20 protein-coding genes are annotated in these 12,024 nt (G+C 43.6%); 3 read left to right on the top strand and 17 right to left on the bottom strand.

Annotation, left to right across the window (positions count from 1 at the left end):
• Positions 1-27: 27 nt before the first annotated feature.
• The 14 genes from GVN16_RS12955 to GVN16_RS12890 form a co-directional block, all read right to left on the bottom strand.
• Positions 28-462, bottom strand: coding sequence for a DUF1801 domain-containing protein (locus GVN16_RS12955; RefSeq protein ID WP_166564316.1), 435 nt, complete (start codon positions 460-462; stop codon positions 28-30).
• Entirely contained in the window at positions 459-842 is a 384-nt protein-coding gene (locus GVN16_RS12950; RefSeq protein ID WP_166564315.1) for a VOC family protein, read from the bottom strand. The genes GVN16_RS12955 and GVN16_RS12950 overlap by 4 nt, the downstream gene beginning before the upstream one ends.
• 96 nt (positions 843-938) lie before the next feature.
• Entirely contained in the window at positions 939-1,781 is an 843-nt protein-coding gene (locus tag GVN16_RS12945; RefSeq protein WP_166564314.1) for an acyl-CoA thioester hydrolase/BAAT C-terminal domain-containing protein, read from the bottom strand.
• A 130-nt stretch (positions 1,782-1,911) separates the two neighbouring features.
• Positions 1,912-2,142 (bottom strand): alpha/beta hydrolase, encoded by a 231-nt coding sequence (locus GVN16_RS12940; RefSeq protein ID WP_166564313.1) that lies wholly within the window; start codon positions 2,140-2,142, stop codon positions 1,912-1,914.
• Positions 2,143-2,195: 53 nt separating this feature from the next.
• Complete coding sequence (locus GVN16_RS12935) at positions 2,196-3,059, bottom strand: AraC family transcriptional regulator (RefSeq protein WP_166564312.1); 864 nt, start codon at positions 3,057-3,059, stop codon at positions 2,196-2,198.
• A 10-nt stretch (positions 3,060-3,069) separates the two neighbouring features.
• The gene (locus GVN16_RS12930) at positions 3,070-3,756 is read right to left on the bottom strand and encodes a siderophore-interacting protein (RefSeq protein WP_229244145.1); all 687 of its coding nucleotides are present in this window, start codon (positions 3,754-3,756) and stop codon (positions 3,070-3,072) included.
• Between the two features lie 129 nt (positions 3,757-3,885).
• A complete protein-coding gene (locus tag GVN16_RS12925; RefSeq protein WP_166564310.1) occupies positions 3,886-4,236 on the bottom strand; it encodes a hypothetical protein in 351 nt (116 codons plus the stop codon).
• Positions 4,237-4,254: 18 nt separating this feature from the next.
• Positions 4,255-4,725 carry a DinB family protein gene (locus tag GVN16_RS12920; protein ID WP_166564309.1) on the bottom strand — a complete coding sequence of 157 codons (471 nt, stop codon included), beginning with the start codon at positions 4,723-4,725 and terminating at the stop codon, positions 4,255-4,257.
• Positions 4,726-4,750: 25 nt separating this feature from the next.
• Positions 4,751-5,512: a hypothetical protein gene (locus GVN16_RS12915; protein ID WP_166564308.1), complete on the bottom strand. Its 762-nt coding sequence runs from the start codon at positions 5,510-5,512 to the stop codon at positions 4,751-4,753.
• Between the two features lie 135 nt (positions 5,513-5,647).
• Positions 5,648-6,151, bottom strand: coding sequence for an SRPBCC domain-containing protein (locus tag GVN16_RS12910; RefSeq protein WP_166564307.1), 504 nt, complete (start codon positions 6,149-6,151; stop codon positions 5,648-5,650).
• Positions 6,148-6,468 (bottom strand): helix-turn-helix transcriptional regulator, encoded by a 321-nt coding sequence (locus GVN16_RS12905; RefSeq protein ID WP_166564306.1) that lies wholly within the window; start codon positions 6,466-6,468, stop codon positions 6,148-6,150. The genes GVN16_RS12910 and GVN16_RS12905 overlap by 4 nt, the downstream gene beginning before the upstream one ends.
• Before the next feature lie 203 nt (positions 6,469-6,671).
• Entirely contained in the window at positions 6,672-7,202 is a 531-nt protein-coding gene (locus GVN16_RS12900; RefSeq protein ID WP_166564305.1) for a DUF4199 domain-containing protein, read from the bottom strand.
• A 205-nt stretch (positions 7,203-7,407) separates the two neighbouring features.
• Positions 7,408-8,286, bottom strand: coding sequence for a pirin family protein (locus tag GVN16_RS12895; RefSeq protein WP_166564304.1), 879 nt, complete (start codon positions 8,284-8,286; stop codon positions 7,408-7,410).
• A gap of 4 nt (positions 8,287-8,290) precedes the next feature.
• A complete protein-coding gene (locus tag GVN16_RS12890) occupies positions 8,291-8,494 on the bottom strand; it encodes a hypothetical protein (protein ID WP_166564303.1) in 204 nt (67 codons plus the stop codon).
• 90 nt (positions 8,495-8,584) lie between these two features.
• On the opposite strand from GVN16_RS12890, the gene GVN16_RS12885 reads away from it, so the two are divergent.
• Positions 8,585-8,923, top strand: a complete 339-nt coding sequence (locus tag GVN16_RS12885; RefSeq protein ID WP_166564302.1) for a helix-turn-helix domain-containing protein — start codon at positions 8,585-8,587, stop codon at positions 8,921-8,923.
• 122 nt (positions 8,924-9,045) lie between these two features.
• On the opposite strand, the gene GVN16_RS12880 is transcribed toward GVN16_RS12885, so the two are convergent.
• On the bottom strand, positions 9,046-9,960 hold the full coding sequence (locus GVN16_RS12880) for a ClpXP adapter SpxH family protein (RefSeq protein WP_166564301.1): 915 nt from the start codon (positions 9,958-9,960) through the stop codon (positions 9,046-9,048).
• A 156-nt stretch (positions 9,961-10,116) separates the two neighbouring features.
• Here GVN16_RS12880 and GVN16_RS12875 point away from each other — a divergent pair, with 156 nt between their 5' ends.
• Positions 10,117-10,428, top strand: coding sequence for a helix-turn-helix domain-containing protein (locus GVN16_RS12875; protein ID WP_166564300.1), 312 nt, complete (start codon positions 10,117-10,119; stop codon positions 10,426-10,428).
• A 58-nt stretch (positions 10,429-10,486) separates the two neighbouring features.
• Here the strand turns inward: GVN16_RS12875 and GVN16_RS12870 are convergent, their stop codons facing one another.
• Entirely contained in the window at positions 10,487-11,116 is a 630-nt protein-coding gene (locus GVN16_RS12870; protein WP_166564299.1) for an NAD(P)H-dependent oxidoreductase, read from the bottom strand.
• Between the two features lie 111 nt (positions 11,117-11,227).
• Here GVN16_RS12870 and GVN16_RS12865 point away from each other — a divergent pair, with 111 nt between their 5' ends.
• Complete coding sequence (locus tag GVN16_RS12865) at positions 11,228-11,617, top strand: helix-turn-helix domain-containing protein (RefSeq protein WP_205748850.1); 390 nt, start codon at positions 11,228-11,230, stop codon at positions 11,615-11,617.
• A 47-nt stretch (positions 11,618-11,664) separates the two neighbouring features.
• On the opposite strand, the gene GVN16_RS12860 is transcribed toward GVN16_RS12865, so the two are convergent.
• Positions 11,665-11,931 (bottom strand): YciI family protein, encoded by a 267-nt coding sequence (locus GVN16_RS12860; protein WP_166564298.1) that lies wholly within the window; start codon positions 11,929-11,931, stop codon positions 11,665-11,667.
• Between the last annotated feature and the right edge of the window lie 93 nt (positions 11,932-12,024).

Genomic DNA, 12,024 nt, shown 5'->3' with positions numbered 1-12,024 from the left:
CGTCTCACTTTTCAATGAGGTGTATAATTACTTCTTTATAATTTTAGAAATGGTCTTACCGACAGATTTGGCCGGCTTTTCCATGTCTTTGATGGCAAAACTGATCGCTTCTTTTAATAAGGTTTTTACTTTTTCATTCCGGTAATCGCCCTTCCGGCTTATGGGAATGTGCCGGATCAGGTTACCCGTGCCAGTCAGCAAGTGATCAGGGTCCTTCAGTAAGGTACCTTTGTTAAATCCTAAATTGAGATGATTGGTATAAATCGGTATCATGCAGTAAGCATCCCCCAGCTTGTCTGAGATCGAAAAAACAGCTGTCAGGGCATGGGTATGATAAATCAACTCATTGCTGTCCGGGTGCAAATCCAGGATAAACTCCCTCAGATCACAAAAAAGTTCGACTAAACCCAATTCTTTCAGTTGAAGCAGCGAAAGAAAGTCGGGATGAATGGGTCTGGTCATCTGGCAGCATGGTCATATTGCATGGCACAGATAAGATTACCCTCTGTATCAAGAAATTTAGTGATCCAGCCTACGTAAGGAATGGCCGTTTTCGGCATAAGTATCTCGCCGCCTTTGCTTTCTACCCTCCTGATGATTTCTTCGACATTCTCCACGGAGATCGTACACTCCAGACCTATCAGTTTTTCTTTGACCGGCGAATAGTGCCTGGACTGCAAAGCTCCGATCAGTTCACCGTTTTCAGACTGGTCTGCTTTGATCTGTAAAAAGTCGGTTGGGCCGTAGGAACTGAAGCCCCATTCAAACACCCCACCGTAAAAGTCCTTTGCCCGGTCAACATCATCAATGTGAATAGCAAAATGCGTCAGCTTGTTTTTCATAATATCAAATTTCAGGTTTTGTTAACTGTCTGCCTTTAATCCGTAACGAAAATAGGAAATACTCCGCACTGTCGTAGTTACCAATTGGTAAGTCACTTACTTCTTCACAAAATTAGTTTCAAGGAAATCGAATATCTTGTCAAAATGGTTGGTCGGTTCAGCATGTGTTCCTTCATAAACAACATGTTCATAAAAATACTTAAACTTATGGTTTTTCAGCCTGTTTATCATTTTTTCTCCCATTTCAACGGCCGGGATCATCTCGTCTCTTGTTCCGGAAAGTAACAAAACAGGACCATGGATGTTTTCGACTTTTATCAGGGATTTTTGTTCGGCCAGCGTATCCTTTAACATGGCTTCAAAAGTCCCCCTCAGGTTACCTTTCATCATAAAAGGAACAGCTTCTTCATTAACAGGCACAAATGGAAGTTCTTTACCGGCAAAAGTCCAGCAGGAGGTTGTAAACTCCTGGGTATGGCCAGGGAAAACAGCGTGGCTCGCCGACATGCCGACGACGCAGGTGATATCTTTGTAATAGCTCCCCAGCAACAAAGCCAGGTCCGCCCCTCTTGAACCGCCGATGACCGCAATCTTCTTTTTGTTGATCCGCGGGTTCTTTCTGGCTTCTTCTATGGCCTTATGAACTTCGTCAATAGCTATCTTGTCTAATATTTTAGGGGTGCCTTTACATCCGAAATAGCCTATCGCCAGGAAAGCATAGCCTTTGTCTACAAATTCCTGTCTTGTTTTTTTCCAGCGTCTGCTGGCCCAGGCATTACCGCCTTCCGAACCACCGAGTCCGACCACCAAAGGCTGATTCTTACCCTCACCGGTATACAATATGGCCTCTACATTATTAACTTTCAATGTATCCTGAGCATAGGCAGAAAAAGTAAAAAGGCCGCAGGCAAACAGGAAGAATAGTTTTAAATATCTCATATCATCTTTTTTTTACAAAATTGATGATTCTGAATCGCCCCACCTTTGACTTAAGTCAAAAAAGCACTTTTCCCCCGTTTTTTGAGTAAAATAATTTTGTTTTATCTCAAAACGATATCTTCGGCACTACTTAACCTATTACGACAAATCCTTCGATTATTTTGTACTTTTCTAAAACAGCCTGATTGAAACCATGAGCGGTTTCCGGCAACAGGTAGTACTTCTTTTCAGGAGCTTTCAGGTGGTCGAAATAAGCTTTGAAGACCTCTTCCGGTGTCAGAATATCTTCGCTGCCCTGTATCAGATGGACTGGTATTTTAAATACTGAATTGTCCCTCATCAAATCAATCCCTGCACTCATAGGTTTTACCTTCAGGAGCTGCCTCCGTTGAAGTCACTGCCTGATTCAAACCATTATTTACTCTTTTTCCTGAAAGTCACAGGCGACGTCCCCGTGGTTTTACTGAACAGCCTGATGAAGTACTTGTAGTCTTCGTAGCCTAACTGAAAAGCAATTTCCTTCACACTCTTATCTGTGTAAAATAACAGGCGTTGGGCTTCCCTGAAAATTTCCTGCTGGATAAACCAGGTGGTTGAAAAACCTGTCACAGACTTTACCGTATCGTTCAGATGGCTTACGGTGATGTTCATCGCTGAAGCATAATCAGCCGGTTTTTTAAGGATAATGAATTGCTCCTGCACCATTTGATTAAACTTTTTCACAATCTCAACACTCCGTAAAGAATATTCCTGAATCCGCTCGTTTTCCTGTGACTGGAAGATGCCGACGGTTTTATAGAAAAAAGCATTGACGAGGGCCTGGATAAGGGGCTGGGTAAACCCGGCAGACGCTTCACCGTGGACAGTTGAACGGATCAACTGGCAAATATGAGTGAACCATTCTTTTTCTGCATGCCCGAGACGCAGCAAAATGATTTTTGAAAACGACTGTTCGATAGCCATCCGGGCATTCTGATCTATGAACCTGGCATCAAAAGCGATCATCCAGCCCCCAATGTCTTTGACCAGACCCGGTTCATGCACCTGTCCCGGACAGGTAACCAATAGTGATGGCCCTTCCATATCTATGTTCTGAAAATCAACTTTGAAGTTCATCTGACCGCTTTCCATAAAAAAGCAGCAGTAGTGGTCGTGGCGGTGAGGCGTCAGTATATCGCGGTTCAGAGATACCCATTCGGCAACATCCTTCATTCCGAAAATCTCAATTCCGAACCGGCTGCCTTCCAATTGATATATCTGAATCTCTTCTTTCCCCATTTTCCTGTTTTTATGACCAGAATCCGTGGCCGGCTACTTTGGCCTTAACCTCCGGCATCGACTTCAGCTTTTTGCGTAAACCGCTCACCATTGGTATATTTCCTGCAATATAAACAGAAGAATACTGACTTATGTCTTTTTGCCCGCACCACTGCAGCAAAGTCTCAAAGCTATCACTATGTGGCTGAATAATAAACTCAAACTCCGGGTGATTTTCTCTTATAGAACGGGGAACCTCGTACTGATCATGCAGAAAAACCGCCCCCTCCATCGGAAATTTAGCCCGGTCCGTCAGTTGTTTCAGTCCTAAAAAATGGCCCAGGGCACTGCCATCGCCCAGACACAAGATTTTACCTTCTTTTGAAGGAAGCTGTGCTGCGTGGGCCGCTCCCAGGGCAATCTCATCTCCCTTTTTCAATTGCTGAATCCACCGGCTTCCGGCTCCATTATGCCCGGCTTCGATAAACAGAGTGCACACTTTTTTTACAGGATTCCACAAAGCGGGGGTATAGTCCCTGTATTCCAGTTCTCCAACCCGGCATTTCAGGCGTTTGATGGTATCCCATTTTTCCATGTCGATCGTCGGGAGGTGTATATCCACTTCAAACATCGTTGCAGGCTGCCAGGTACGGACATCTGTCACCAATGCCGTAGTCAGCATTTTGTCAAACAAGCCCGCCATTGCTTTTTTTATCATATTTGCCATTTTTCCGTTTATTTTTTCAGACAAAGGTATCGACAGAAAAAACGGCATTTGTCCTACAAATGGCAGAAATAGGTGGACGAATGGCAGGAATTTAAAATGCTCCGTAGCAAAAAATTCAGCCTATTTCCTCTTCAGATAAAACCAACCACCCAAAACAGACAAAGGAGCAAAAATAAAGATGGCCAGCAGTTGCGACCATTGGCTTCCTCCGGCCTTAAAATAAGAAAATGCAGCAAAGCCAGCCATGATAAAAGCCAGGACATAACTGACCGTCAGACTTTTTGCTTTTGCAATAAATTGAGCAGCAAATCCGCTGATGGCGGAAAACAAGGCTCCATAAACCGCTGTCAGGAGTATTATCAGCAAAGAAGCATCTGAATGCGGTTCAATGCCCGAAAATTTAAAAAGAGCAAGCGAACTCGCTACAAAAATGAAATAACCTGCCAATACACCAAGTACCTGTCTTATCATATTTTTAATTGTTTTGTATTAATCCCAGATGTCTGGCCGTTCCAGTCCGAAAGTTCTCAGATAACTGAGCATCTGACCCGTATGCACGGCTTCATGATAGGCAATTCTTTGTAAATAATCTCCCAGAAACCTTCTTTGACCCAATTCACTCCTGTCAATCACAACAGTACTTAAATCTTCAGGGCTAAAGGACCTGATAGCTTCAAAAAACTGCAGCCTGTAGGATTCAGCAAATTCAAGCTCGTCTTTTAAATCAGTATAAGGCCGGTCTGTCCATGGCGATTCATAATCGCCGATATTGCCCCTGTTTTCCACTATTTTATGATAAATATGGTCGCTTTCCAACACATGCCTGACCAGTTCCAGCGTATGTTTGGCCTCCATATCCGGTTTCCAGAAATACATCTCCGGGCTTATCCCACCCCAGAGTATAAGGCTTCTTCTCCTGATTTCTTCAAAGTTCAGAATGATCAGTTCTATGGGTGTCATATTATTGTATTTTTGATGTTGTCATTCATCTCCCGATAATTTTCGCCTTCTGCGACAAAACCTTTTTTTCGCCTTCATAAATGGTCAGCATCGCCGGGGGAGAATCTTCCGCACCCAACACAATGATGGCACATTCATAAACAAACCCCTTGTTTTTGAACACCGCCGTATGATTTCCACCTGTACCCTCATCATTCATTTCACCATCACTGATAACCAGGTCGGGTTTTTCTCGCATGGATTTAGCAATGGGCCAGGATGCATACCTGTAAATTCCCTCTTCCGTTTCATCTATCCTGATCCTGTATTTTGATGTTTCCAGTATATAAACAGGCCTTTTGAACTTTGTCAGCGAAGGATGTACCCTGACCCTGTCTGCTTCAATCAGCCTTAGCTTCATTTTCCTTTCGGTTTCCGACTGATAATTGACGGCAGCCAGCTTGACGTTGGAATCTATCCAGACCTCACCATCATAAAGCATAACTCCTCTCCAACCCATCTCTGACCAGTCTTTGGAAGGCTTCGAGTTAATGATTCTCTGTTTCAGGGTATTGTCAAAAATCTCATCAAATCTGGCTACAAACGCCTGCTCATTCCGGACGGGAGGAATAGGGTATTCTCTTGAAAAAGGATAAGATACCATTTCGGCCACCTGCTTCCTGTTGCCTTTTTTAAGATGATTGATCAGGTTGGTAATTCCTGTGCGATACTCCTCATTCAGCTCCTGACCGGAGCTTAAGCGGGCCACCAACAGGCATATTACTAAAAGCATTGCTCTTCGTTTCATTCACTTAACGGGTTTTGTGACTAAAGTACGAAAGGTTCAGGAAAACATAATTGTATTGAGGCATTAAATGCTATTACAAACAAAAAGGGCCGGTGTTCACGATGAACACCGGCCCTTTGCACAAGTTTTTCTATGTTATTTTTTCAATATCTCCAGCAACTCGTCCAATCCTTCCATGGCCATGGTCAAACCTTCTTTGAAGCCCATCTGAATCGTGACTTCCAATTGGGCCAGATCATCATACATGATGTGAGATTGCACCTGGGTAGTGTCACCCTTGTCCGTAAAAGTCACTTCCCAGGTCGACTGCGGCATGTCTATGTTAACGTTGCCATCTGCATCTGCAAAGGCATCCAGCCCCGTAAATTCTTTGTGGACAATGATTTTTTTGTATTCGGCAATTGCCCAGTGTTCTTCGCCTTCAGGCCCCACCATGGCGTAGATCCAGCGTCCGCCTTCCCTGAAATCCATTGATTTGGTCCTGGCTTTCCATGGTTTTGGTGCCCACCATTGATCCAGTATCTCACTTTTGGTGTAGGCGTCCCATACTAAAGGCAGCTCCGCTGCAAATTCTCTTTTTACGGTAATGGTATGATTTTCCTTATCCACAGAAAAATCAAATGCTAAGTTATGACTCATTTTTTATTGTTTTTGAGGGTTAATAATACTTTGTCAAGTTCGCTGAAGCGGCTTTCCCAAATCTTCCTGAACTGTTCGATCCAAGCGTCAATTTCTTTCATTTTGTCTGCTTCCAGTTGATAATAAATTTCACGTCCGTTATGTTCCTGTTTCACCAGCCGGCATTCCGTCAATATCCTCAGATGTTTGGAAACGGCCTGCCGCGTAGTGTCAAAGTGCTCGGCAATGGCATTGGGTGTCATCGCCCGGAAGGCAATCAATAAGATAATTGCCCGTCTCGTAGGGTCCGCAATCGCCTGAAAAACGTCTCTTCTCATTTTTTATAATGGAATATAAGTAAGCATAACGATGCCATATTTAATTAAGAAACCAATCAGTTGCAAATATATATGCAACTGATTGGTTTCGCAAATATTTTTTACATTATTTCGCAGAAAGCCTGATAAACACAAAAATCCGGGAGCTCAGAGGCCTCCGGATTCCGTATGAGAATAATAAGATTAAAGTCCAGATGGATGGATTATGAATTCCCATGACCCTCCGCGACTTTTCTTTTGAGTATAAAGGAACTCAACAGGGTCACCAGCAAAGCCACCGGCAACACTTCGAAATAAGTGATCAGAACAACAAAAACGGGGTTTTTATACATTTCTCTGAACTCATCCATTTCTTTTGTTACAGCAGCCAGTTCAGCAGCTCCTTCTTTCGAAGCCCGTTTCAGCATATGGGGAATAAATTTATCCAGATAATCAGGCACAAAAAGATAATAATAGAACAACCACACAATGACGTAGAAGGTTGAAGCCGTCAAAGCGATCAGAAGGCCTGTTTTAAAAGCTTTTCCGAATGAAATGATTCCGCCCAGTTCCTTGTCACGGTAATTTTTAACGCCAAAGAAAATCAGCGAAAAAACAACCACCATAGCAGCATATCCCAGGACATCGTTGGCATTGAAATCCGGCTGGGTATAACACAGGTTGACCATATAAAACATATGAATACACATGATAGTACCCATCACCAGCCCGAAAATTAAAACGTTCTTTTTCATTTTTCTTTTGTTTTTGATTCGCTGCAAACATAAACCCCCAGCATTCAGGAAGACTCATACTTTAGTATCAAATTTATCATTTTCAAGGCAATTCATACTTAAGTCGGACCGAAAAACTCTGAATTCATCAATACAAAACAGACAGCATCCATCAAGCCGGTTCGACTTGCGGAACGCTGTCTGTTCAAAATATTCAGGCCGGTATTTAATAAGTACCCGCTACGGCTCTGCGGTGTTTTATCTTTTGATTTTCAGGCAAATCATTAAGATGAGGCATTTCGCCGTGACGAAACTCCCTGTAGAGCCTCCTGATATCGTCTTGTGAATCTCCGATAAAAGGACCATGGCTGATCACCTCTGCCTCCTGGGGTTCACCGGCATATAATACAAACCTCGCCCCTTTTTCACCTGATCCGAACGAAATCTGGCTGGATTCAGTCCCCTCGGGCCTGTCAAACCAGCCCACCTGGCCTTCCTCCAGGTTTGTTTCCCCAATCTTAAGGTTTCCTTCCAGAACATAGACAAAACCATTGTAGGAAGCAGGGATTTCCTGGTTCACTTCCCGGCCACTTTCCAGGTTGAAGTCCACAAGGGTAAAGGGTGTCTGATGGTGCAAAGGAGAACTTACTCCATTGCTGCTTCCGCTATATATCCTGATTTCACCCGCCCGGGTTCTGATCACAGGCACCTCTTCAGACGGAAGTTGCTGCAGAAAAGGCTGTGCCCACCTTTTATCAGGAGGCAGCACCAGCCACAATTGCAGAATCCTCATTTTGGTTTCAGCCGTGATTTCTTCGGTATGTATGATTCCCTTCCCGGCTGTCATCACTTCAAGACTACCGGTTTTCCAGTCTTTTTCATTGCCTTGCAGCACCAGGGTCACGGTTTCAAACCCCGCATGCGGGTGAGGGCTGCCCACGGGCGGGCCACCAGGCAGATCCAGGCGGTCGTCCATCAAAAGTATGAACGGGTCTGTCGTAGAAAAGTTGCTGCCGTCAATAACGGCCGCTGCAGTGTGCCCCTCGCCCAGAAAACCCTGGTGAGCGTGTGTTGAAACGATACGGGCTATGGTTCTTTGTTTCATCTTTTTAATTGTTTAATTTTTTATCCGGAGAAATTAACAATCGCTGATGTACTTCCGGAAAACGTAGTACAGCGGTGGTCCAGATCAATGTCTGTGTCAGGGCGGTTTCATGCAGTGAAAGTTTTAGAAAGGCACTTAAACCCAAAAATAAGGCGACAATAAGGGCCAGGACCCAGCCTGAAATTCCGATTATTTTTTGCGACTTCATATTTTTTTTTATTGATAACACAAAATTAAGACTATATGTTATACTTTTGTAACCTGTTACATAAAGAATACCGATTACAAAAAGGATACTATGCTTACTGAAGAAGCCTGTAAAAAAGCAAGATTAGCCATAAGAGACACGCTGGATGTGGTCGGCGGCAAATGGAAATTAGTTCTTCTTTCCACCCTGAGAGATGGAAAAAGAAGATTCCGTGAATTATCAAGAGAAGCGGGTATTTCACCGCGTATCCTCTCAAAGGAGTTGCAGGAAATGGAAATGAACGGGCTGGTCACAAGAAATGTGTGTGATACCAAACCCATTACAGTGGAATACGCCCTCACTCCTTACAGCGAAACTCTCTCTGAGGTGCTGGATGCCATGCAGCGGTGGGGTGAAGAACATCGCAGAAAAATCATTATGGAAGGGTGATCTCCGCTCAGTGATTATGGAGAAAGAAGACTTAAAGTAAAAGCTCTGAATACCGTTTCACGGCAAATAATATGAAAGAATTGGCCGGAAAAGTTCTGTTTCCGGCCAATTTCTTACGGTTTTTATTTACCAGTACGCAACCAGAGCATTCCGTTTTTAGTGGTCAGTTTTTCCAGAAGGCCTTTTTCTGAAAGTTGCTGTAAATACCCTTCGCTTATATCGCGGGATATTCCTGACAATTCGGAAAACTCCCTGGCTGTAAGGGATGGATATTTGGCAAACAGGTACTCCCAGCTGGTTTCATAGTCGTATTTTACAACTGATGGGTGCAGATTCAGCAGCGGGGCTTCATACAAAGCATAAGGCTTTGTTCCTTTAACCATCTCCTGATTACCCTTTTCATCCAGGAAAAACATGGTCGGAAACCCTCTGACTCCGAGCTTTTGCCCTAAGGCCAGGTCTTCCTTAAAAAGAGCCTTTGCTTTGCCTTCATAATCCGATTTAAACTGTTCAGCATTCAATCCTGATTTTTGTGCGGCTACTGCCAGGTGCTCCCATTTGGTAATGTTCTTTTTCTGCAGGAAAACCATTTCCCTTATTATCCTTAAGAACCTGATGGCTTTATCTTTGTCCTGGATCTCGGCAGCTTTGAAAGCCACAGAAGGCGGATATGAAGAATCGAGAGGATCTTCCAGCCATACATCGCCGTCAATCGGCATGTCATAATGCAGGCTTACCTCATCCCAGTGATGAGCTACATCAGAAGGTTTGCTGATGCCGCCGCTGTTATAACTCCAATCCGGCAATAGCCCGCCCATGCGGTATTCTATATCCATGATATGGCCATACTCCAGTTTCAGCTTTCGCAGCTGGGGTTCTATCCCCCAGCAGGAAGAACAGATAGGATCAGTGAAATAAATAACTTTCACGGGTTTTACATCTGCAGATATTTTCATGACATCACCGGTGTTCTTTTGTACAGGAATTTCACATACACCTGTCTCCGGATCACACAAAAGAGGATTACTATTCTCCATGGGTTCGTTTTTTATGGCTTATCTACTTAAAAAAACCGTTGATATTTTATTCTGAATCAAATGGTTGGCGATATTGAGTTTCCAGAGCCGTTATTAATGTTTATTTTTGTGCAAAGTTCAGGAGTATATCACTCTCCTGCAATAAGTCAGAAAAACATGACTACTGAAAATTTAACCGATCAAACAGAAACCTGTCCTGCACAAGGCCTTTTAAAGATGCTGGCAGGGAAATGGAAACCCGAGATATTCCGGCTGGCTACTGAGGCTCCTTTGCGTTTCAGCAGTCTGTTGCGGCAAATAGATGGCTCCAACAAGCAATCGCTGGCGGTAGCATTGAAAGAACTGGAAGAGGCAGGTTTACTTGAAAAAGTGATCATCAGGCAAAAACCCCTGCACATCGAGCACAACCTCACCGAAAAGGGCAAGTCGCTTATTCCTGTATTCAAACAGCTGGAAGGCCTGGTATGAAACAAAAAAAGGCTGACACGGTCAGCCTCATTATCGTGTTTTTCATGGCTAAAAGCAATCAGACCACCTCAATCACAAACTCTTCTTTGGGCAGTCTTACTTTTTTCAGTTTAGCAAAATAATCATTTTCTTCGTCGCGGTATCCAAGCGACAACAACACCACACTTTTCAAGCCCTTTTCCTTCAATCCCAATATTTTGTCCAGCTTTTCTGAATTAAAGCCTTCCATCGGTGTGGCATCTACCTGCAGTTCTGCCGCAGCAATCAAACCTGTTCCCAGGGCAATATAAGCTTGCTTTGAAGACCAGATAAAATTCTCTTCATCTGTCCTGATCAGCAGGTGGCTTTCAAGTGATTTTTTAAAATCTGCTAAATTCTCCACTGCGAGCCCTCTCTCCCTGGCTACAAAATGTATGTAGTCATCAATGATTTCCTGGTCGATGGAATCATACGCCGCAAACAGCAAAAGATGCGAAGAATCCACAATCTGTGGGTTGAAGGAATCAGAAGCCAACTCCTTCCTGATATCAGGGTTTTCAATGACGAAGACCCGGTAAGTCTGCATACCGGCGGACGAGGCTGACAGTGCAATCGCATCCAGTATTTTTTGCAGTTTTTCGTCAGATAGTTTCTTATCTGCGAATTTTTTGGTGGCATATCGCCAGTTTAATGCTTCTATTAAATCCATGTTTTTTTAATTTTTAAAATGTTACGGGTACAAATTTCCTGAAACTTTGTTTACTTTTGTCACCAGATGTCAAAAAGTAATAGTAACATCCAGGTAACCAAGTAACTTCTCATGGAAAGACCAACCGATAACTACGAATGTAAAAAGACCATCATGGCAGTTCACGATGCGATGGATGTGCTGAATGGCAAATGGACCATTTCTATTGTAGCCGCTCTGTGCTTTAATAAAAAGAGGTATTCCGACCTCCTGAAGGATGTCAAGGGGATATCCGGAAAAATGCTGAGCAGGGAGTTAAAAGACATGGAGCTCAACAAACTCGTCAAACGGACGGTGTTAGGTACCCAACCAATCACAGTCACCTACGAGCTTACTGAATATGGGCTGAAATTAAGGGAAGTCATAAACGACCTGGCAACTTGGGGCCTGGAACACCGCAAAGAAATTATGGGGAATAAGGACCTGGTAAGAGAGTCTTCATCAGAGCTGGTTTCATTGTAACAACCGGCAAATAATGCAGGAAGCCCTTACCAGGACTTTCTTACCTGTTACCCGGGAATAAGCGTATCATTCCAATCACGGACAGTGACTGATTTCACCAGACCTTCCAGGATAAAGGGATCTTCTTTCACGAACTGTTCCGCGGCCTGGCGGGTTTTAAAAATCGCCATGTTTCCGGAGTCAGAAAAAGGTCCGATGCCAATTACCTCACCTCTTTCGATAAACTGATCCACAACGGCTTTGTGCCGGGGATACACCGACATGATGGTTTCCATGCTTACCTCGGCACGCTCTCCGATCACTACTGTCTTCATTATTTTTTAAGTTAAATGTGTTAAATTATTTTCAGGTTGCAATATAGTCTGGCAGAGTCCTTTCTTCTGCTTTTAAAAGAAATATTTACATGT

The organism is Emticicia sp. CRIBPO, from assembly GCF_009905725.1.
Taxonomy (GTDB): domain Bacteria; phylum Bacteroidota; class Bacteroidia; order Cytophagales; family Spirosomataceae; genus Leadbetterella.
This window is presented reverse-complemented; position numbering and strand designations above follow the sequence as displayed.

Bases quoted from the DNA above. Each gene is read 5' to 3' on its own strand.
- GVN16_RS12955 (WP_166564316.1), bottom strand. From the start codon at position 462: ATGACCAGACCCATTCATCCCGACTTTCTTTCGCTGCTTCAACTGAAA.
- GVN16_RS12950 (WP_166564315.1), bottom strand. From the start codon at position 842: ATGAAAAACAAGCTGACGCATTTTGCTATTCACATTGATGATGTTGAC.
- GVN16_RS12945 (WP_166564314.1), bottom strand. From the start codon at position 1,781: ATGAGATATTTAAAACTATTCTTCCTGTTTGCCTGCGGCCTTTTTACT.
- GVN16_RS12940 (WP_166564313.1), bottom strand. From the start codon at position 2,142: ATGAGTGCAGGGATTGATTTGATGAGGGACAATTCAGTATTTAAAATA.
- GVN16_RS12935 (WP_166564312.1), bottom strand. From the start codon at position 3,059: ATGGGGAAAGAAGAGATTCAGATATATCAATTGGAAGGCAGCCGGTTC.
- GVN16_RS12930 (WP_229244145.1), bottom strand. From the start codon at position 3,756: ATGATAAAAAAAGCAATGGCGGGCTTGTTTGACAAAATGCTGACTACG.
- GVN16_RS12925 (WP_166564310.1), bottom strand. From the start codon at position 4,236: ATGATAAGACAGGTACTTGGTGTATTGGCAGGTTATTTCATTTTTGTA.
- GVN16_RS12920 (WP_166564309.1), bottom strand. From the start codon at position 4,725: ATGACACCCATAGAACTGATCATTCTGAACTTTGAAGAAATCAGGAGA.
- GVN16_RS12915 (WP_166564308.1), bottom strand. From the start codon at position 5,512: ATGAAACGAAGAGCAATGCTTTTAGTAATATGCCTGTTGGTGGCCCGC.
- GVN16_RS12910 (WP_166564307.1), bottom strand. From the start codon at position 6,151: ATGAGTCATAACTTAGCATTTGATTTTTCTGTGGATAAGGAAAATCAT.
- GVN16_RS12905 (WP_166564306.1), bottom strand. From the start codon at position 6,468: ATGAGAAGAGACGTTTTTCAGGCGATTGCGGACCCTACGAGACGGGCA.
- GVN16_RS12900 (WP_166564305.1), bottom strand. From the start codon at position 7,202: ATGAAAAAGAACGTTTTAATTTTCGGGCTGGTGATGGGTACTATCATG.
- GVN16_RS12895 (WP_166564304.1), bottom strand. From the start codon at position 8,286: ATGAAACAAAGAACCATAGCCCGTATCGTTTCAACACACGCTCACCAG.
- GVN16_RS12890 (WP_166564303.1), bottom strand. From the start codon at position 8,494: ATGAAGTCGCAAAAAATAATCGGAATTTCAGGCTGGGTCCTGGCCCTT.
- GVN16_RS12885 (WP_166564302.1), top strand. From the start codon at position 8,585: ATGCTTACTGAAGAAGCCTGTAAAAAAGCAAGATTAGCCATAAGAGAC.
- GVN16_RS12880 (WP_166564301.1), bottom strand. From the start codon at position 9,960: ATGGAGAATAGTAATCCTCTTTTGTGTGATCCGGAGACAGGTGTATGT.
- GVN16_RS12875 (WP_166564300.1), top strand. From the start codon at position 10,117: ATGACTACTGAAAATTTAACCGATCAAACAGAAACCTGTCCTGCACAA.
- GVN16_RS12870 (WP_166564299.1), bottom strand. From the start codon at position 11,116: ATGGATTTAATAGAAGCATTAAACTGGCGATATGCCACCAAAAAATTC.
- GVN16_RS12865 (WP_205748850.1), top strand. From the start codon at position 11,228: ATGGAAAGACCAACCGATAACTACGAATGTAAAAAGACCATCATGGCA.
- GVN16_RS12860 (WP_166564298.1), bottom strand. From the start codon at position 11,931: ATGAAGACAGTAGTGATCGGAGAGCGTGCCGAGGTAAGCATGGAAACC.